The sequence below is a fragment of the Streptomyces sp. S3(2020) genome, from assembly GCF_013044505.1.
GTDB lineage: Bacteria > Actinomycetota > Actinomycetes > Streptomycetales > Streptomycetaceae > Streptomyces.
Genome location: NZ_JABERD010000189.1, coordinates 1 through 18529 on the forward strand (window position 1 = coordinate 1; position 18529 = coordinate 18529).

The 18529-nt window shown below is 65.6% G+C and carries 20 protein-coding genes; 18 read left to right on the forward strand and 2 right to left on the reverse strand.

The window, feature by feature from the left end; all coding sequences use genetic code 11:
• The first annotated feature begins 1056 nt into the window (after positions 1–1056).
• The 4 genes from HLK59_RS38260 (at position 1057) to HLK59_RS38275 (ending at position 6057) form a co-directional block, all read left to right on the forward strand.
• Positions 1057–3573 carry an ATP-binding protein gene (locus HLK59_RS38260; protein WP_171146242.1) on the forward strand — a complete coding sequence of 839 codons (2517 nt, stop codon included), beginning with the start codon at positions 1057–1059 and terminating at the stop codon, positions 3571–3573.
• Positions 3574–3614: 41 nt separating this feature from the next.
• Complete coding sequence (locus HLK59_RS38265; protein WP_171146243.1) at positions 3615–4754, forward strand: hypothetical protein; 1140 nt, start codon at positions 3615–3617, stop codon at positions 4752–4754.
• A gap of 306 nt (positions 4755–5060) precedes the next feature.
• Positions 5061–5489: a GntR family transcriptional regulator gene (locus HLK59_RS38270; protein WP_240982885.1), complete on the forward strand. Its 429-nt coding sequence runs from the start codon at positions 5061–5063 to the stop codon at positions 5487–5489.
• 1 nt (position 5490) lies between these two features.
• Complete coding sequence (locus HLK59_RS38275) at positions 5491–6057, forward strand: HD domain-containing protein (protein WP_171146245.1); 567 nt, start codon at positions 5491–5493, stop codon at positions 6055–6057.
• On the opposite strand, the gene HLK59_RS38280 is transcribed toward HLK59_RS38275, so the two are convergent.
• Together HLK59_RS38280 and HLK59_RS38285 are read right to left on the reverse strand one after the other, a co-directional pair.
• Positions 6045–6518, reverse strand: coding sequence for an NUDIX domain-containing protein (locus HLK59_RS38280; protein WP_171146246.1), 474 nt, complete (start codon positions 6516–6518; stop codon positions 6045–6047). The genes HLK59_RS38275 and HLK59_RS38280 overlap by 13 nt on opposite strands.
• A 4-nt stretch (positions 6519–6522) precedes the next feature.
• Positions 6523–7281, reverse strand: a complete 759-nt coding sequence (locus HLK59_RS38285) for an XRE family transcriptional regulator (RefSeq protein WP_171146247.1) — start codon at positions 7279–7281, stop codon at positions 6523–6525.
• A gap of 685 nt (positions 7282–7966) precedes the next feature.
• Here HLK59_RS38285 and HLK59_RS38290 point away from each other — a divergent pair.
• The 14 genes from HLK59_RS38290 to HLK59_RS38355 form a co-directional block, all read left to right on the forward strand.
• A complete protein-coding gene (locus HLK59_RS38290) occupies positions 7967–8257 on the forward strand; it encodes a hypothetical protein (protein ID WP_346779909.1) in 291 nt (96 codons plus the stop codon).
• Positions 8254–8586, forward strand: a complete 333-nt coding sequence (locus tag HLK59_RS38295; RefSeq protein WP_171146249.1) for a hypothetical protein — start codon at positions 8254–8256, stop codon at positions 8584–8586. The genes HLK59_RS38290 and HLK59_RS38295 overlap by 4 nt, the downstream gene beginning before the upstream one ends.
• A 41-nt stretch (positions 8587–8627) precedes the next feature.
• Positions 8628–9473 (forward strand): DUF2637 domain-containing protein, encoded by an 846-nt coding sequence (locus tag HLK59_RS38300; RefSeq protein WP_240982886.1) that lies wholly within the window; start codon positions 8628–8630, stop codon positions 9471–9473.
• 16 nt (positions 9474–9489) lie between these two features.
• A complete protein-coding gene (locus HLK59_RS38305; RefSeq protein WP_171146251.1) occupies positions 9490–9873 on the forward strand; it encodes an RRQRL motif-containing zinc-binding protein in 384 nt (127 codons plus the stop codon).
• Positions 9874–9900: 27 nt separating this feature from the next.
• The gene (locus HLK59_RS38310) at positions 9901–10398 is read left to right on the forward strand and encodes a hypothetical protein (protein ID WP_171146252.1); all 498 of its coding nucleotides are present in this window, start codon (positions 9901–9903) and stop codon (positions 10396–10398) included.
• Positions 10399–10417: 19 nt separating this feature from the next.
• Positions 10418–10981, forward strand: a complete 564-nt coding sequence (gene traA / locus HLK59_RS38315; RefSeq protein ID WP_171146253.1) for a plasmid transfer protein TraA — start codon at positions 10418–10420, stop codon at positions 10979–10981.
• 57 nt (positions 10982–11038) lie between these two features.
• The gene (traB, locus tag HLK59_RS38320; RefSeq protein WP_171146258.1) at positions 11039–13054 is read left to right on the forward strand and encodes a plasmid transfer protein TraB; all 2016 of its coding nucleotides are present in this window, start codon (positions 11039–11041) and stop codon (positions 13052–13054) included.
• 169 nt (positions 13055–13223) lie between these two features.
• The gene (locus tag HLK59_RS38325; protein ID WP_171146254.1) at positions 13224–13532 is read left to right on the forward strand and encodes a hypothetical protein; all 309 of its coding nucleotides are present in this window, start codon (positions 13224–13226) and stop codon (positions 13530–13532) included.
• A 14-nt stretch (positions 13533–13546) separates the two neighbouring features.
• The gene (gene ssb / locus HLK59_RS38330; RefSeq protein WP_171146255.1) at positions 13547–13981 is read left to right on the forward strand and encodes a single-stranded DNA-binding protein; all 435 of its coding nucleotides are present in this window, start codon (positions 13547–13549) and stop codon (positions 13979–13981) included.
• An 86-nt stretch (positions 13982–14067) separates the two neighbouring features.
• The gene (locus HLK59_RS38335) at positions 14068–14982 is read left to right on the forward strand and encodes a bifunctional DNA primase/polymerase (protein ID WP_171146256.1); all 915 of its coding nucleotides are present in this window, start codon (positions 14068–14070) and stop codon (positions 14980–14982) included.
• Positions 14979–15353, forward strand: coding sequence for a hypothetical protein (locus tag HLK59_RS50575; RefSeq protein WP_206328088.1), 375 nt, complete (start codon positions 14979–14981; stop codon positions 15351–15353). The genes HLK59_RS38335 and HLK59_RS50575 overlap by 4 nt, the downstream gene beginning before the upstream one ends.
• Positions 15350–16552, forward strand: a complete 1203-nt coding sequence (locus HLK59_RS38345; RefSeq protein ID WP_171146257.1) for a DUF3631 domain-containing protein — start codon at positions 15350–15352, stop codon at positions 16550–16552. The genes HLK59_RS50575 and HLK59_RS38345 overlap by 4 nt, the downstream gene beginning before the upstream one ends.
• A gap of 181 nt (positions 16553–16733) precedes the next feature.
• Entirely contained in the window at positions 16734–16946 is a 213-nt protein-coding gene (locus HLK59_RS38350; RefSeq protein ID WP_346779910.1) for a helix-turn-helix domain-containing protein, read from the forward strand.
• Positions 16943–18529: hypothetical protein (locus HLK59_RS38355; protein ID WP_346779908.1), on the forward strand; the 1587-nt coding region annotated here is incomplete at its 3' end. The genes HLK59_RS38350 and HLK59_RS38355, both read left to right, overlap by 4 nt.

Genomic DNA, 18529 nt, shown 5'->3' on the forward strand with positions numbered 1-18529 from the left:
AGCACGCAGGAAGTCGACGTACCGATCTCTGCCCATGCCCGGTGATGCTGCCACCAACTCCCCCGCCCGACCCCTGACTCGACGAGGTAGCCCGACAGACCGGCCTGTCCCCCTCCCGAAGCCCCGGCGACTGCCGCCCCACGCGACACGGCGCCTTCCCAACCGACCGAACGCGCGGCGCCACCCGAGTACGACGGGGCACCACCGCTGGCCCACACGACGCCGACGCAACATCGACCGCCGCCCACCCCAGCACACACGCGAAGACCCCGCACTCAGCGTCTCCGCTGCTTACGGGGTCCTTGGGCACCTAATAAAAGGTGCCCCCGGCAGGATTCGAACCTGCGCACACGGCTCCGGAGGGCATGTGTACCCGAGGGTTGAACCCCACCCTGACCAGCACTCTTTGGCTGGGGACGTGCGAGCGGAGTCGATCTCTATCGCATACCGCGCGCGGGGAGGTTCGAACCGTTGTCGCTGTTCGGGAACGAGTCGACCGATGTGCCTCTGTGTGCACCCTGCTCCGGGCCACAGACGGTCCGGCGAGCTTCGTCCCGAAGCAACGTGGGTGCGGCCCTACCTCGGGCTGGTGTGGCTCTGAACTGTACTGGTGGTCCGCTGATGTTCGTAGTTGTCCGCAGGCGTTGTCACACAGTTAGACACTCACCCATTGCGGCTCCCGGCACGTAGGTTCGGCGCGCCTCAACTCAGCCCCACGGCCGATGTGCCTGCCCGCCTCGCTGTTGCGGTCCCTCAGCTCAACCTGCGTGGATCCGGATCTGCTTGACGGCCACTCAAGTGTTGCTCGAAAGGAGATTCACCTGAAAGAGCACAATTTGCAACGTTATTGGGCATGTTGCCGGCAGCGGTATAGGTAACGATCGGACAGTAGTCAGTAGTCCACGGAGGGGTTGCGAGGAGCTGAAGAGCTGGACGCCAGCTTGTGGCAAGTTCTCAGAGTCTCACCCAACTGCCCTCCTCGACACGTACTACTGACATATGCCGCACCAGTGGGTACGATCACGCTCTGGGGTGGAACCATTACGCGGGGGTATTGTGGCTGACAGCACTTCGAACTCGAACTCTGGACTTCTGGGGAAGATTTCGGCTGATCCTGCAAGTCAGCAAATCTCGGTCGAAATTAGCTTTGAGATCATACGGCTTTTCTCTGAAGGCCTTTACCAGAGCCCGCATAAGGCCATCGAAGAGCTCGTTTCTAACAGTTTCGATGCAGGCGCGAAGAGTGCTCGCATTATTACGCCGCGATCAAAGTCGGAAGATCCGGGCGGCACCGATTCGTTGTGGGTAATCGATAATGGCTCCGGAATGGATGAGGAGGGGTTTGCCCGTCTCTGGCGTGTCGCGGAGTCTACGAAGTCGGCAGACTCCACCATTCAAGGAAGGCGCCCTATCGGACAGTTTGGGATCGGCAAATTAGCCGCCTATGTTCTTGCCTGGCGGCTCACCCATATCAGCAAGGTGGGTGAGTACTATTACTACGCTTCCATGGACTTCAAGAAGGTGGAAGGTAAACGTCAAAACGATCCAACTGCCGGGCCTGTGTCGCTTGAACTGCACATTGTAGAAGAACACGAGGCTCGGGACCTGCTAGAGGAAGTCCAAGTCAAGGATCCAAAGGCGTGGGACATGATGTTCGGTGCCAAGGCGGCGCCGACTTGGACCGCAGCTGCTCTTAGCGATTTTAAGACGCTCTTCGAAAAATTCCGCCCGGGCGTGCTGAGCTGGGTGATGAGGACTGGTCTCCCTCTCGCGAGTGACTTCAAGATCTTCCTTAATGGTGAGGAACTGAGGTCAGCTAAGGAAGATGCAGTTGTCCTTCAGGACTTTAAAATCGGCGGCTCCTCAGATAAGGCCGCTCAGAAGTTAGGTATCGAGACAACGGCAACTGGAATCTTGATCCCAGGTATCGAGGGCGAGATTACAGGAACTGCGACACTGTATGAGAAGGCATTGATTACTGGTAAATCCCTTCAGTACGGCCGCAGTAACGGGTTTTTCATTCGGGTGCGAGGTCGGGTGATCAATCTCGAACAAGAGCTTTTTGGGCTCGAGACGCTTAACCTGGCCGTCTGGCATCGATTCAAGATGGAAGTACACGCGGACGGCCTTCGCACGCACTTGCTCTCATCACGTGAGGGCGTGCGGTCCTCTGACGCTCTTGAGAAATTTCGAGATTACTTGAGGGCTAAGTTTAATGAGGCCCGCGTTGTATACACTGCTGAGAATAAAGAGAAGCTTGTTGGATTCGACCTCAAGCTTCTTCTGAAGGAAGGTTCGCCGAGCATCCTCGCCGACCCGCTGGTGGCGGCTATTCAGAATGCTGTCGTGCAGGCTCAGCAACCGTCGCATTATATCACCGCTCCGAGCCATCTTGATGGAGATGAGCGGGCAGAGTGGATTGAAGAGTTCTCTCGAGATGTGATGGAGCAACCCTTTCTTGATGTTCAAGTCAGGGATATGGGGGCGTATGATCGGCTAGCTGAATATGATGCGAGGACTAGAATCCTGTACATTAACCAGGAGCATCCCTTCGTTGCCAAAATAATGGCACATTCGAAGAATCAGACACCTGCCACCTTGTTTGCTACTTCAGAGGTGCTGACCGATGCCTTTCTTCGGGAGGGCGGGATTTCTCCCGAAGTTACTGCCGAGGTATTTGCACTTCGCGACAGGGCTCTTCGTCAAATTGCAGGGGACTATGGTCCGGATGCCGCGGAGGTCTTGAGGCATCTATCTATTGCAGACCAGAACAAAGATGCACTGGAGAAGGCTGTAGGTCAGGCCTTCCTTGTTTTGGGGTTCCAGTACGAGCGACGCGGTGGAAACCGTGGGGGAGCCGACGGAATCCTGGATGCCCGTCTCGGACGTGGTGAGAATAAGCTAGAAGACTTCCGCATCGTCTATGACGCCAAGACTACAGCGGGAAGCAGCATCCCGGTAGACAAGGTGCATTTTGATGCTCTTTGGGATTTCATCCATGAAGAGTCCGCCGACTTCGGGTTCTTCATTGGGAAAAAATTCGACGGCCAGGATAAAGATGATTCCTCAGTAAATAGGAGGACGGCCCTTGGTCGCGTTGATCGCCCCATGACTGTGATGCTCACCGCCCAGTTGCGGCGCTTGGTTGAGCTTCATTATCAGTTTGGTGTGACACTCAACCAAATTCGAGAACTTTTCACCAGCGCTTTGACAGTGAAGGAGGTCGAGAAGTGGCTCGACGCTCTCGAGTCTGGTTTTCGTGAAACGCAACAGCCTGTCCCCCTGAAGAAACTCTTGAGGGGAATTGAGCGTGAAAAGGGAGACACTAAAAGTCAGCCAAATGTGTACGCAGTTCGCGCTACGGATCCTCGACTAAGAAGCTATGAGCCGGCGAAGCTTATTGCTGCTCTGCAGGCGGTGCAGACGATAGTTGGATCTCGCTGGCTCGAGGTGAATCCCGCCAGCGGTGATGTCCGTATGTCGCACACTGCAGACAGTATCATCACTGAAGTTGACCGACGCTTGCAGGATGACTTGGGCTTGCCTGCAGTGCCTGACGATCCGGAGTCGTGATCATGCGTTCGCTCGCCGCACCTCACCCGTTTCCTGCACGTATGGCTCCAGAGTTGGCGCTGAAGGCGCTCGAGTTAGAGCGAGGCGAGAAAGTAGTTCTTGATCCTATGTGCGGATCTGGAACGGTCTTGCGGGCGGCCGTAGAGGCCGGGCATCGTGCTCGGGGCTTCGACATGGATCCCCTTGCTGTCCTTATGTCCTCGGTCTGGACTCACTCCTCGTCGGCGGCGGGGCTCCGAGGGGCCGCAGAGGCTCTGGTTTTGGAGGCTCGAGACTTGATGTCCGCCGGCGTTGACCTGCCTTGGGTGGATAGTGACTCTGAGACGTCAGATTTCGTAGACTTTTGGTTTGCGAAAGAGCAGAAGGAAGACTTAAGGGTTCTCTCCTATCTGCTTTACGGCCAATCGGGCAGGTTGGCTGACGGTCTGCGTCTTGCGCTCAGTCGAATCATCGTCACGAAGAAGCGCGGAGCTTCTCTCGCATGGGATGTATCGCATAGCCGACCACACAAAGTGGGGACCGAAAACGACTTTGATGTCATGTCGGGATTCATCAAGGCTGCGGCAGAAATCGAAAAAAGGATGGGTCACTCCTTTGATGGATCCGCTAATGTCGAGCGCGGAGACGCTAGGAATCTGCAGTCTCTGCCTGATTGCTCAGTTGATCTCGTAGTCACTTCTCCGCCTTATCTGAACGCTATTGACTACCTTCGAGGGCACAGGATGGCTCTCGTGTGGCTGGGTTATAAGCTTGGCGAGTTGCGTGAGATCCGGGGTTCTAGCGTCGGCGCTGAGAGAATGTCAAAGGTCAACGATGAACGGCTAATCGGTTTGGCTGCTGACTCGGAGGTTTCTCGACTATCCGGAAGAATGGCCGGAATTTTCTGGCGCTATGTCGAGGATATGTCCAGGGTGATGTCTGAGATCTCCCGTGTGTTGAAGCCCGGTGCTCGGGCCGTGATGGTGGTAGGGAACTCGACAATAAAAGGAACCTTCGTTGACAACGCTGGGGTGACGCGTCGAGCCGGGATCTTGCACGGACTTAGCGTTGAGGCAATCAACGAGAGAGAGCTTCCAGCTGGTAGGCGATACCTTCCCCCACCCTCAGCTAACGGAGCCTCCATGGATAGCCGAATGCGAACTGAGGTTGTTCTGGAGTTGGTCAAGCCGCGCACCCTCTGACGTCGCCACCGGTCAGCGGGTCGGATTTGGGGCGAGTGATCGTGGCGCCCTATTACTTCTTGCCCGTTGCTGCTAGCGCGCCGCCGGGCGGGGCTGCCGATGGCGAAGACAGGGCGGCGGCCCCGCCGACAAGGCGGCGCGTGTCCGCTCGGGCCTTGATGGAGGTAGAAGGATTCATCAGGCTGGCAAGCCTGCAACGTCTGACCAAGGTCTTCGCAGGCGCGAGGCGTGGGAAGCTGGAGTAGGACGTTTGGCTAACTGAGGGGAGAGCGAGTGTCGCAGCAGGGCAGCCCTCGGGGAACCTTCTTGCAGATCGCCGAGGTGGTGAAAGCTCAGATCCAGGCGGACCCGCAGATGACGCAGCTTCCGGCCGCCGGCGACCTCATGCATGATCACGGCGTCTCGCGTGGGGTGGTGCTCCGCGCGTTTAAGGAGCTCCAGGCGGATGGCGTTGCTGAACCGGTGAGGGGCGGCCGGTGGCGGGTAGTACGCCAGGGCGAGCAGGTCGACCGGCGCCCGTTGGAGCAGCGCATCTCCGACGTCATTGCGACCGAAGGGTTCGAGGTGGGTGCCAAGTTCCTCAGTGCGTCCGACCTGATGGGCAGGTTCAAGGTCTCCCGACCGACCGTGACCAAGGCTCTCGACAAGCTCGAAGCCGCAGGCGTGCTGGCGAGTGAAGGTCAGGGCAAGGTGCGGACAGTCCGCACTGTGCCGAACCGAGAGGGGCGTTCGTAGCTTGTCGACGTTGACGAAGTGGGCCTACCCCCTCGCGGAATCCCTGCTCGCTGAGCCGCTGCCGCGACGGTGGCAGCACTGCTTGGGCGTCGCCGAGAGGGCGCGCACCATCGCGCTCATCCTCGGAGAGGACGCCGAGCTGCTCGAAGCCGCGGCAGTCCTGCACGACATCGGCTATGCGCCCGACCTTGCCAAGACCGGCTTCCACCCCCTTGATGGGGCTCGCTACCTCCGGGACGTCGCGAACGCAGACGAGCGCGTTGTGCACCTGGTGGCCCATCACTCGTGTGCGTGGTTGGAGGCCGATGCGCGCGGCCTGCGCGAGGAGCTGGAGGGGGAGTTCCCCCGCGAGAGCGCGCACCTGAACGACGCTCTCTGCTTCTGCGACATGAACACGACGCCCGACGGCACGCCCACGAATCCTGTGGATCGGATCAACGAGATTGCCGGCCGCTACGGGCCCGACAGCCTGATCGGCACGTTTATCCGTCGCGCCGAACCCGAGATCCTGGCGAGCACGGCGCGCGTACTTGAGAGGGTCGCCGACGCCAAGCGTCAGCCGATGTAGGGCGCCGTCCGGGCCCGGTCCATCGCGTGCTCGATGCGGAGTCGCATGGTGGGGTGGACGTCCAGCTCCCGCAGGGCCGTTGGGTGCACCCAACGGACCTGCGTCGTTTCGTTGCTCGTGCGCAGGTCACCGCCGACCGGGCGCGCGCGGAAGCAGATGCTGAACTGCTGACGGATCTCGCCGTCGTCGTACTGCATGACGTGACCGGGGTCGGTGTAGATCCCGGACATGTCGACGACTTCGGCCTTGATGCCCGTCTCTTCCCAGACCTCCCGGACCACCGTGTCACCGATGGACTCGCCCACGTCGTGGCCGCCGCCGGGCAGCGCCCAACGTCCGTTGTCGGACCGCTGAATCATGAGCACCTGCCCCGCGTCGTTCTGGACGAACGCCACGACCGAGGGCACGACCGAATTGGCCGGCGGGGCGTCCGGGTCGTGCAGGTAGTCGATGCGTCCCATGCTCTCAAGCTCCTGCGATGTCGCGTTCAGTAACTGACCTGGCGCCTTCCCAGGTCTGTTGAACGCTATTGGCAAACGTGTCGAACAGGCCACTCCCCGGGAGGCGGCGCAGGTGGAACACGGGCGCCATGTAGGCGCCGATGCCGTACACGTGAGTGTTGGCCAACATCTCGTCATCGGCACGATAGATCGAGTTGTAGAGCACCGTGTCGTGCAGGCGGAAGGTGATCTCGGGATGGCTGGTGAACAGCGGGCGGTAGTTGACCAGCGCGTTGCGGATCTTGCCGTCCATGATGCGGTGACCTTCGTCGACGCCGCGCCGGATGACGGCTTCGCACTCCGGATCACCCATGAGGACTCGGATGTGCACGCCGCTCTCTGCCTTCTCCTTCAGTGTTGAGAAGAAGAGTGGATCCTCTGCGAGGTAGATGCCGGCGTACACGAGGATGTCGATGCGTTCCGTGGCGCGCTCGCACATCTCGCGCCAGAGGCTTGACGGCACCGTGTGGCGATGCTGGTAGACGGTCACGATCTCGGCTTTCGCCAAGTCGGAGGCGCTCTCGGCATTGCGGTCGTCGTCCCAGAGGGTCAGTACGTCGACCTGGAGTGCCGCTGCCGTTGCGTACTGGTGTCGCCGGTACGGCACCTTGCCCTGAGTGATCCACCGCTCAACGGTCTTTGGGTTGACTTCGATCTCTTCAGCGAGGCTCTGAATGGTCATGCCTCGCGCCAACAGGGCTGTCCGCAGACGCTCGTTGGACATCTGAGCCCTCCGTGGGACATCTAGGGAGCTCTTGACGGTAGCGAGATCAACCAGAGCTGTCCACGGGCGGGGTGAACAACTCCCCTGACCTGGGGCGATTCTGATGGTGCGCCAAGAAGTCCCGGCGCAAAACCAGGAGGTTCCGCCGCTGTGCTTGACGGACCCCCATGCAGTACCTGTAAAACAGGTACTGCAAAGCCGAACGTCCGGAGAGCCTCGTGAAACGGGTTCGAAGGAAACGTCTGTGCCTTGACAACTCCACAGCGTGACAAGTCGACGGGGTGAGATTCCCTGTCCCCGCGGCGGCCCGGGTGACGGCCGCCGGCGGCCACTTCCCCGCGCACCGGCTCTGGAGAACAGCCGTCGGGATCATCCCTTCCTCACGGGAGGTCAACCCGGCGGGTGCCAACTGGTGTGTGCCGCCCTGCTGGCGTCAGAGCAGCAACGATGACGCACCCGACCTATCCGGCTCGGGGCCGGTCCGCCGCCGCAAGCGGCGGGCCGGTGAAGCCGGTCTCTTTTGCCTCGCCCCGCTGGTCAGCACGTTCGGGTTCGACTCCCGACCGGGGCACTTCGGCCCGCTGCCTCTGCGGTGTTGGCCGCTTCTCGGGTCAGCCGCCCTCTCGCCAACGTTTCGCGGCCCCCGGCTCTCTCCGTCCCTTCGACTCAGGAGTACGCCATGCGTATCCGCAACTTCGTCTCCGGCCACCAGGCCGACACCACGCACGACTTCCTCGAACTGGCCCTTGGCACTCCGGTTGAGCTGTGGCTGGGAGTCGAGGGGGAGAGCGAAGAGGAGCGCGCGGCGCGTCTGGACGCGGCCCGCGACATCCTCGCCGACGACCCCGAGCTGCCGGACCGCGCGGTGCAGGTGGCCGCCAAGGCGCTGGACGAGGCGGGCCTGCTGCGCCTGTCGCCGCTGCCCGTGCCCAGCGCCGCCCTGCGCCGCAGCCTGCGGACGGGGGTCGCCGCGTGAACACGAACCTGACGCTGACCGACCTCGCCGCGCCGCTGTCCGTGCTGCGCCTGCTGGCCGTCGACTTCGGGCACCTGCCGGCGCCGACCGTGAACGTCACTCCCATCTACCCGGACCAGCTGGAGCTTGCGTTCCACTCCGGCCTGACCGACTTCGAAGCCTGGCGCGAGGCGCTGGGTGTTGCTCCCGACAACGTGGACTACCACGTGCAGGGCGACGGCCGAACGGGCGTCCTGCGGAGCACCTTCACCTACGCGGGCGCCGAACTGGAACTGGTCGGCTACGGCGACGTCGCCGCCCCGGTGCTCGCGGAAGCGGAGGCGGCATGAGCGCCCCGGCTCGCGTCGACGCCACGTTGACGCCCGTCGACATGCCATCGACGCCCGTCAACGTGGACCGTGCCATCACGGCTCTCGCGTCGGTGCTCACAGTGGTGCTGACCGCGGTGGCGTTCTGGCTCTCCTACGAGCACTTGCAGGAGGTGGCCGCCAGGCATGGCATGGCGGAGGCGGTGGCCCGCTCGTGGGCCTGGCCCGCCACGGTGGATCTGTTCATCGTGATCGGTGAGCTGTTGATCCTGCGTGCCTCGCTCGCCCACCGGGTCGACTGGTGGGCAATCGCCCTGGTCACCGCCGGGGACGGCGCCTCCATCGCGCTGAATGTGGCCGGGGTCGGACAAGACGCGAACGCCCTCGACTACGTGGTTGCTGCCGTTCCACCGGTGGCCGCCCTGCTGGCGTTCGGCGCCTTGATGCGGCAGGTGCACACCTACCTCACCCACCGGACGATGACGGGCGACAACGCCCCGTCGACGGGCGTCGAAGCACCGTCGACGCCCGTCAAGGCCAGTGTCGACGCCCCGCACCCCGCACCGCCCGCGCTCACGGCGCCTACGCCCGATTCGATCCCCTCCGGTGGGCCGGAGCCGCTGGCCGTCGAGGCTGCGTCGACGCCCGTCACCGCAGAGCCGGTGGCCGTCGCCCCGGCGTCGACGCCCGTCGATCTGTGCATGCCGGTCGTCTACCCGAACCGGGTGGATCAGTTGGTGCGGGCGCTGTACGGCACCGACTTCACGCAGCCGAGCACGGCCCGCATGACCATGGCGATGGCCGGAGCGGGGCTTGGGGCGTCGGAGTCGACGGCCCGCACAGCGCGCGGTCGGGTCAAGGCGCGTGAGCAGTACCTGGCCAATCTCCCCGCAGCGATCGCCGGTTGAGCGGGAGGCCCGCGTCATGTCTCGTGCCTATGGCCGCTGTTTCGATCCGACCGGTGCCCGCTACGGCATCCCGACCTACCCGTTCCGCCTGGCCCCCGACGGTCTGGCCACCCGGCGACAGCTCCGCGCGAAGGGGCTGCGCCCGGGTGGTCAGCCGATCGCGGCTCAGGTGATGCGGGCCAACCGGCGGGCTGGAGGCGTGCAGGTGGCCTACCTGTACCGGATCGACCTAGCCAAGCCGGTCCGTCCGATGACGTCCCGCAAGTGGGGCGCGCTGGCGCTGGCCATGTTGGCCCGCCGCACCTGCCCCCGCTGCCTGCTCGATGTCGGCTACTGCATTCCGCGTTCGTACGGCATCTGCGGGATGTGCCTGGTCGTCGAGGAACAGCGCGCTGCCTGAGTCCTTCAACTCCCAAGGAGCTTTGCCATGTCCAGTCGTACCCGTACCCGCAAGGTGAAGACCGCCGCGGGCGTCCACACCGTCCAGCTCCCGCGTCAGCGCGGGCGCCGCTCGCAGCCGTTCGTGGTCGTCGTCCCCGAACACCCGTCGCTGACGCGCGAGGCGCTCGGATTCGTGGGCCGCGGGCTGTGGATGGCCCGGCACGCGCTCGCCCCGACCGGGATCGCCCTGCTCGCCTTGGTCGTGACGGCTTTGCTGCACGTCATCGCCTGGTGGTCCGCTCTCGTGCTCGCCCCCGCCGCGCTCGCGCCTGCGGTGTGGTTCGCCGTCGTGCAGCGCTCGCGCCCGGCACAGGGCTCCACGCTGGCCTGGCGTATCGCGCTGGCCGTGTTCGCCACGCTCGCGTTCGTGTGGTCCGCGCTGGCGGCCGGCTTCGGCCCGTGGGCCGGTGCCCTGCCCCTGGTCTGGCTGCTGACGCTGATCGTGGCGCAGACCGCGTGGCTCATCGTCCGCCGTACGCACTGATCAGAGGAGACGACGTCTGATGGCAACCCCTACGCGCAACGGCAACGGCCGCGCCAACGGCAGCAGTGGTTCGAACAGCAACAACGGCAAGGGCAACAAGTTCGCCAACGTCGGTGCGGCGGCCGGCGGGTTCGTCGGTGCGATGGGCGGCTCGTTCGTCCCGCCCATCAACGTCATGGTCAACAACAACCGCAACTGGAGCCAGGCTGGCGGTGGCCGGTCGGGCAACCAGTCCCTGTTGCCTGCGCCGGAGTTCACCTCCCCCGCGCAGGTCCGGAACTACTGCAACACCTTGCGCGCGGCCGGCGTGACGCTGTCCATCGAAGTGGCCATGGCCGCCGAGATTCTCGACAGCGTCCTGGCAGCCGTGCCCGACCCGGAGGGACGGGCGTTCGGCTCCCGCATCCGGGCCCGGAAGGTGACCCGCAAGCTGCGCAAGTCCGCCGACAGTCTGCGGGACGCCGCGAAGAACGCCGCCGCCTGCTACTCCGCGTTCCAGCAGGAGTTCGAGGAAGAGATCAACCGGGTGCGCCACCGCGCCCGCAAGCCCCAGCAGCCGGTCATGAACTGGGCTCAGCAGTAAGGAGGTTGGGCCATGGCCCGAGATCGAAACAGCACGACGACCTACTACCCCGACGGTATGCCCGGCTACGTCATGGACCCCCAGGGCGGGGCGGAGAACGGCACCGTCCGCGCGTACCTGCTGCACAAAGCCAAGCCACATATCCCGCCGTGGCTCACGTGGGGCGCCACCGGTGTCGTCGGGGCGTTGGGGCACTGGCGGTGGCCGGACAACACGGCGGCCGGCGTGGGCCTGACGCTGGCGTCGGTGGCGCTGACCGGTGTCACTTGGGCCGCGGGCAAGTCGACCAGCAAACAGCGCCGTCTGCACTCCGCGGTGACGGTGGCGGCCGGGTCGGCGTGGGTGACGGCCGCCTGTCTGGCCGGGCCGACCGCCGGGCCGGTCGACGACCTGTTCCTGATGGGTGGGCCTGCCGTGGCGCTGTCCTGGAACGTGCGCATGGTCCTGCGCCACAACACCGAGGGAACCGCGGGCAGTTCGGATGGGGGCCTGCTGGAGAAGGTGGGACTTGCGCGGGCGCAGATCGGTGCGGCGAAGGTGGAGCCCAACCGGGTCACCGCGCCGCTCGCGCTGCAGCCGGGGGAGCAGACTAACGACGACGTCGCCAAGGCACTGGCCCGGATCGCGTCCGCGCTGGACCTGCCGAAATCCGCTGTCCGGTACAGCCCCGACCCGGATTCCGAGCGCCGCGGCGATTTGGTGATCGTGCCGGAAGACATGCTCGCCGAAGTCGTCGAGTGGGAGGGGCCATCGAACCTGGGTGGTTCGATCGCGGAGCCGCTGGTCATCGGCCGCTACGACGATGGAGCGCCGCTCCTGATCTGGCTTCCGGGCGATCCGGACGCGGGCCGCAACTCCACACACGTGCTGGTCGCGGGCGGCACCGGCTCCGGCAAGGGCGACGCCGCCCTGAACCTGCTCACGGAGATCCAGTCCCGCACCGATGTCATTGTGTGGTTCTCCGACCCCAAGGCGTTCCAGGACTTCGCGCCGCTGCGGGCGGGCCTGGACTGGGCTGCGGAGGGCGGATCGCAGACGGAGGTCATGGTGGCGGCCGTGGAGGCGGCCATCCCGGCGCGTACCCGCTGGCTCGGCTCGCACGGCTACCGTCAGTGGGCCCCCGCCGCTGCGCAGGTGCAGAACGACCCGGAGCACTCCTGCCGCGCCGACGGCCGGGCGTGCGGCTGTGCGGGGATGCCGTTCCTGGTGGCCTGGTTCGAGGAGGCGGCCAACACGCTCCGTGCGATGGGCGATGACGCGTTCACCGGTATTGCTCAGGAGGCCCGGTCCGCCGGTATCTCGCTGATCGTGTCGTTGCAGCGTCCGTCGTACGACCAGATGTCCACGTCCACCCGTGCCTCCTTGCCCTCCGTCGTCGCGCTCGGCTGCGACCCGCGCGACGAGGGGTTCTCGCTGCCGGAGACGGTTATCGACGCGGGCGCCCACCCCGGGGCGTGGGGCAACCGACGGCCGGGCTACTGCTACGTGGTCTCGCCCGGCATCGAGGAGTCCCGCTACCCCTCACCGGGGCGTACCCGGCGCTTCACCCTCCGCACGGTGCCGGTCATGGAACGGCTCGCCGCGTGGGCGCAGCGCAACGGTGCTTCCGCCGACCCGGTCACCGCCGGCGCGGCCTCCGGCGTCGCCGGTCGCGCGTACACCGGCCGCCCGACCCCCGGCGAGGAGCGGACCGCGCTGACCATCGTGGACGAGGAGGACGAGGACATGGAGTTCGGCGGACTGCTGATCGACCCCGAGGACGCGGAGATCGACCCCGAGGCAGAGCTTCCGGAGCCGGAGGAGGGCGACGACGCCCCGATCTTCGGTGAGGAGGGGGGCCGTAAGCCGTCGCCTGAGGAGGCGCGCCGACTGTTCGCCGCCGCGCTGGAGGAGTTCGAGGGTGAGGGCCGCATGATCGTGGGCCCGAAGGACTTCACCGACTGGTGCGACCGTCACAACCTCTCCCGCTCGTGGGTGTCCTTGCGGCTGAAGGAGGCCGCTCAGGAAGGCCGGTTGGACGCCACCAACACCACCGGCCGGTGGCGCATCGTCCCCGCCCTCACGGCGGCCTGACACCCGTAACGCGTTACGGCGCTCTAACACCCAAACCCCTAGGCAGGAACGCGTGTTACCCGCCATAACAGCGGCCGTTCACGCTGCCTAACACCTGCTCGTAACACCCACCCGCACGGGCCCGCCCGCGTCTGTGCGACGGCCCCCCGGACCTTCAGAAGGGAGCCCGATGCCCCACCGTGACCCGCCGGGGATCATCACCCCGCACATACCCGCCGACGCCTACCGCCGCTCCGAGGCCACCGGCGCACCGGTCGTCATCGTCGTCCAGGCCAGCACGCACCAGGGCATCCCGTGGCAGCGCGTTCTGATCCCCCTTGCCGTCGCCGGTGCTGCCGCGCTTGGCATATGGGGACTGGTCGTCGCCCTGTGCGCGCTGCTGGACGCCGCCGCCCACGCCGCCACCGTCATCGCCGGCGCTGCCGGACCCATCGGCGTTGGCGGCATCACCCTCAAGCTCGCCCGTCCCAAGCACTGAACCAGGGAGACAGCATGTCGCTCGGAGAGACCCCGGTCACGATCATCGGCAACCTGACCGCCGAGCCGGAGCTGAAGTTCACCGACTCCGGCCAGGCACTCGCCAAGTTCACCGTCGCCTCTACCCCGCGCACCTTCGACAAGGACTCCGGCCAGTGGAAGGACGGCACGTCCACGTTCTTCCGCTGCGCCGCCTGGCGCTCGCTCGCCGAGCACGTCGCCGAGTCGCTCACGAAGGGCTCACGCGTGGTGCTGTCCGGCCGGATCCGTCAGCACAACTGGCAGACCGAGCAGGGCGAAAACCGCTCGATGCTCGCCGTGGAAGTCGACGACATCGGCGCCTCGCTCCGCTTCACCACCGTCGCCATCAACGGCAAGACCGGCGACAAGCCGGACGCCGGCGGCGACCCGTGGAACACCGACGGCAACACCGCCAAGCCCCCGTTCTAGATACGCCCGGGGCGGTCGCCCTCTCGCCAAAGAATCGCGACCGCCCCGGCTCTCCCGTCCCTTCGACAGAACCGGAGACCTCCAGCATGACGCATGACGCACGACCCGCGCTGCTGTCCGCAGCGCTGCAAGCCGCCGCCCGCGGCTGGCACGTCCACCCGCTCCGCCCTGGCGGCAAGGGCTCCGCCCTGCACGGCGAACGCGCCTGCTCCGAGACCGGCGAGTGCGCCGACGGGCACATGAAGTGGGAACAGCGCGCCACCACCGACCCCGACCGCATCCGCGCGGCGTGGGCAGCAGGCGCGTTCAACGTCGGCATCGCCACCGGTCCCTCCGGCCTGGTCGTCGTCGACTTGGACGTGCCCAAGGAGAAGAGCGGAAAGGACAGTTCGGACGCGCCTGACGGCGCGACGTCCTTTGCGGCGCTCTGTGAGCGCGCCGGACAGCCAATCCCGCTCACCTACACGGTGCGGACGCCCAGCGGCGGACTGCATCTGTACTACGACGTGCCACCGGACGCCCGGCTGTTCAACACCGCCCGCACCGTCGCCGCGAACGTAGACACCCGAGCATGGGGCGGGAACATCGTGGCCGCGGGCAGCATCACCTCGCAGGGCACCTATGAGGTCATCAACGGCACCCCGGTGACCTTGCTGCCTGCCTGGCTTCTGAGCCTGCTCCAAACCCCAGCCACCCCCGACCGGGCGCCCGCTCCACTGCTCATCCCTAGCCAGGCCACCCGCCGCGCCGAAGTGGCCCTGACACGCGAGACGGCCGCCGTCCGGGGCATGTCGGAGGGCGGGCGCAACAACCGCCTGTTGGCGGGCGCCCGCTCCCTGGGGCGCTTCGTGGCCTGGGGCGAGATCACCCGAGACGTGGTCGAAACGGCTTTTCAGGCGGCCGGTGAGGCGGCCGGACTGTCCTCGGGCGAGTGCCGGACCACCATCCACAGCGCCCTGGACTGGTCGATTCGCACCTGCCGACCGCGGGAGACGGCATGACCACCAAGCCGCCCCGCGCGGGCCTGAAAAGCCGTCCCGACACCGCCGATCGGCCGGACTCCGCCAACACCCCGGTACCCCCAGCTCTGGCGTGCGGCCGAGAGAAGGTCGCCCGTCAGGGCGTCCTTTCAGCCCTTTCCCCCGACCAGCCTCCGAGCGCCCCGCCGCCTGACGACGGACGCTTCTTCGTGGCCTGGCTCCACATCTGCGCGCCCTACGGCGCCACCCCCACCGCCACATCCAAGTGCCTGTGCGGCCGTGACCGCAGCGCCATCGGCCACCGCAAGGTGCTCGCCCTGATCGCAGACCACGGGGCCCACAGAGATGCCTGCCCACTCCGCACCACCCTGGAAAGGAGGAACGCCGCATGACCAGCCCCAACACGCCCACGCCGCCGATCGACGGCGCGGCCCTGCTCGATGAAGTCGAAGCGTTCCACCGCCGCTTCAACATCTTCCCCAGCGAAGCCGCCTACGTGGCTGTGACCTTGTGGGATGCCCATGCCCACCTGCTCGACTCCTTCGACTCCACTCCACGCATCGCGTTCCTCTCCCCGGAACCGGGGTCCGGCAAGTCCCGCGCGCTGGAGATCGTAGAGACCCTGGTGCCCAACAGCATGGCGGCGGTGGCTGCATCGGCATCCGCGCTCTTCCGCTCCGTCTCCGGCATTGACGGTGAGCGCCCCACGATCGTTTTCGACGAGATCGACACCGTCTTCGGCCCCAAAGCCGGAGAGAACGAACAGCTCCGAGGCTTCCTGAACGCCGGACACCGGCGCGGCCGGCTCATGTACCGGTGCGTGGGCGACGGCGCCAACCAGACCGTGCAGGGCTTCCCGTCGTACGCCGCGGTGGCCATGGCCGGACTCGGCTCGTTGCCGGACACGATCCTGACCCGCTCGATCATCATCCGCATGCGTAAGCGCGCCCCCAACGAGAAGGTCGAGCCCTACCGGGAGCGCATCAACGAGCGGGAAGGCCACGCGCTGCGGGACCGCCTCGCCGAATGGGCCGACACGGTCCGCGAGACCATGGCGGGCGCCTGGCCCGCCATGCCGGAGGGCGTCACTGACCGGCCCGCGGATGTGTGGGAACCCCTGCTGGCAGTTGCCGACGCGGTCGGTGGCCACTGGCCGGAGCGGGCTCGACTGGCCTGCGTCGAGTTGGTCCGTGCGGCGCAGGACAACAGCGAAACATCGCTCGGAGTTCGCCTGCTGACCGACCTGCGCGACCACGTGTTCAACGGCGCCGACCGCGCTTCCACGGCCGTCATTCTCGACCGGCTCAACAGCCTGGAGGATGCGCCCTGGGGTGACCTCAACGGCCGGCCCCTGGATTCCCGACGGCTCTCGCGCTTGCTCAAGGAGTATATGCGGGCGGACAACAAGCCGATCGGGGCGCGCAACATGCGGACCGCGGACGGTCTGCTCAAGGGCTACTACGCGGCTGACCTGCGCGACGCATGGATGCGCTACTGCCCGCCGCCGCTCCCGTCCCTTCCGGAATCCGCTACATCCGCTACATCGGCCAGGCCGGACCCTGAACCGCTTCTGACCAGCGTCAACGCGTAGCAGACCGACCATCCATCAGCCGCTACACCGCCCTCCCGGGCCGCTACATCCGCTACATCCCGGGGCGGTGTGGCGGCTCTATCCGCTACACGCTACGCATCCGCTACACGAAGCAGGGCCCTGACCTGCGATGTAGCGGATGTAGCGGATGTAGCGGACCTGTGGGAGGGGCGGGGTAGCGATCCGCGACAGGAGAGATGCCGTGGCCAGGCCGCGTGAGGAAATGCTCACCATCTCGCAGGTGATCGAAGAAATCGGAGTCCCGAAGGCAACGTTCTACCGCTGGCGTGCCTGCAAGAAGGGTCCGAAGTCCATCAAACTCCCGAACGGCGCGGTACGGATTCGCCGTTCCGAACTCGATCGCTGGCTGACCTCGCTGGAGGAAGCCGCGTGACGAGCAGCAACACGGGGGCCGACCGCGACAACGGTTCGGCCCCCGAGGCCTTTTCCTTCGACGTGCGCCTTTGGAACGTATCGAAGGCGCAGAGCAAGACCCGCCCATACCAACTACGTTGGAAAGTCGGCGGAAAGGTCAGCAGCGCCACGTTCGCCACGGTCATGCTTGCCGACAGCCGGAGAAACGAACTCTGGGCAGCCATGCGCAGAGGAGAAGCCTTCCGGATCGAAGACGGGCTCCCCGAATCCGAGGTGAGAGCGGCTGAAGCGGCGGCGACCGTTCGCCATGACCCGTCGTGGTTCGAGTTCGCCCGTGAATACATGACGGTCCGATGGCGCACCGCCGCGGCGAAGACTCGGGAAGGGCTCGCGGACAGTCTCGCTACCGTGGCTCTCGCCATGATGGGCGACGATGCCAAGGCGCCGACGCTGGAAGACGTTCGGCGCGCTGTGCGCTGGGCCGTCGTACCGGCTCACAAGGGTGATGAGCCGCCGGCGGATCTGGTCGCGGCGTACACGTGGCTCGCAGCCCACTCGCTGACGCTCTCAGCGCTCACGGATTCCAAAGTCATCAGGGACGTTCACTATCGGCTGTCTTTCAAATTGGATGACACGCCTGCCGCAGCAGACACGTACAAACGGAGACGCCGTGGCTTCAACACCGCGATGGAATACGCGATTCAAGAGGGATACCTCGCAGAGAACCCACTCAAGGGGGTGAAGCGAACCACGTCCCAAGGTGGGGATGCAGTAGACCCCCGGACCCTGGTGAACGAGGTACAGGGAAAGCAACTCCTCACCGCGGTCTCATACGTGGGGTCAGTGCACCGAAATCGTGGGCGTCGACTGGTCGCCTTCTTTGCGTGCATCTTGTACGCCGCAATGCGCCCCGCCGAAGTCGTCGGACTCCGGCTGAGCGACTGTGACCTGCCGGGGCCGCCTCGGTACGTCGTGAGCCTCGTAAAGGGCTTCACGCAGCCCCGGGCGCAGTGGGGGATGCTGACGCTGCGGGAGACGCGGCCGATCTCGGGCAAGAAATGGACCGACTCGGGGGAGCGCCACGACAAGCGCGGGTTGAAGTCACGAGAGCCCGGTGCGGACCGGCCGGTCCCGATCCCTCCCGTGCTGGTGGCGATGCTCCTGGCGCACGTGAAGGAGTTCGGCACAGCCGCGGACGGCCGGCTGTTCCCGAACGAGCGCGGGGGACTACTCGGCACCTCCAGCTACTGGCGGGTGTGGCAGGAAGCCCGCCCGTTCGCGCTCACCCCGCCGAAGGTGACGTCCCCGCTGGCCCGCAAGCCGTACGACCTACGAGCCACCTGCATCACGAACTGGCTCCGTGCCGGCCTCCCCGTGGCTGAGGTGGCCCGGCGCGCGGGCAACTCCCCGGAGGTCATCCACCGCCGCTACGCCGGCGTCATCGACGACAGCGAGGAGGCGAACAACAGGAAGATCGGTCGGGTAGCCGGAGCCCATCTCTGGGCCCCGGCCCCCTCAGAACCGGACGTGCGCCTTTCAACGCATCCGGCTCAAGCAAGCCGCAAGGGCTTCGCTGGACGTCAACTTACGTCCCGATTTCCG

Excerpts from the sequence above, each read along its gene's own strand:
- HLK59_RS38265 (WP_171146243.1), top strand. The coding sequence starts at position 3,615 with ATGGCTCCAGAGTTGGCGCTGAAGGCGCTCGAGTTAGAGCGAGGCGAG.
- HLK59_RS50575 (WP_206328088.1), top strand. The coding sequence starts at position 14,979 with ATGACCACCAAGCCGCCCCGCGCGGGCCTGAAAAGCCGTCCCGACACC.
- traB (WP_171146258.1), top strand. The coding sequence starts at position 11,039 with ATGCCCGGCTACGTCATGGACCCCCAGGGCGGGGCGGAGAACGGCACC.
- traA (WP_171146253.1), top strand. The coding sequence starts at position 10,418 with ATGGCAACCCCTACGCGCAACGGCAACGGCCGCGCCAACGGCAGCAGT.
- HLK59_RS38310 (WP_171146252.1), top strand. The coding sequence starts at position 9,901 with ATGTCCAGTCGTACCCGTACCCGCAAGGTGAAGACCGCCGCGGGCGTC.
- HLK59_RS38335 (WP_171146256.1), top strand. The coding sequence starts at position 14,068 with ATGACGCATGACGCACGACCCGCGCTGCTGTCCGCAGCGCTGCAAGCC.
- ssb (WP_171146255.1), top strand. The coding sequence starts at position 13,547 with ATGTCGCTCGGAGAGACCCCGGTCACGATCATCGGCAACCTGACCGCC.
- HLK59_RS38280 (WP_171146246.1), bottom strand. The coding sequence starts at position 6,518 with ATGGGACGCATCGACTACCTGCACGACCCGGACGCCCCGCCGGCCAAT.
- HLK59_RS38345 (WP_171146257.1), top strand. The coding sequence starts at position 15,350 with ATGACCAGCCCCAACACGCCCACGCCGCCGATCGACGGCGCGGCCCTG.
- HLK59_RS38300 (WP_240982886.1), top strand. The coding sequence starts at position 8,628 with ATGCCATCGACGCCCGTCAACGTGGACCGTGCCATCACGGCTCTCGCG.
- HLK59_RS38325 (WP_171146254.1), top strand. The coding sequence starts at position 13,224 with ATGCCCCACCGTGACCCGCCGGGGATCATCACCCCGCACATACCCGCC.
- HLK59_RS38305 (WP_171146251.1), top strand. The coding sequence starts at position 9,490 with ATGTCTCGTGCCTATGGCCGCTGTTTCGATCCGACCGGTGCCCGCTAC.
- HLK59_RS38285 (WP_171146247.1), bottom strand. The coding sequence starts at position 7,281 with ATGTCCAACGAGCGTCTGCGGACAGCCCTGTTGGCGCGAGGCATGACC.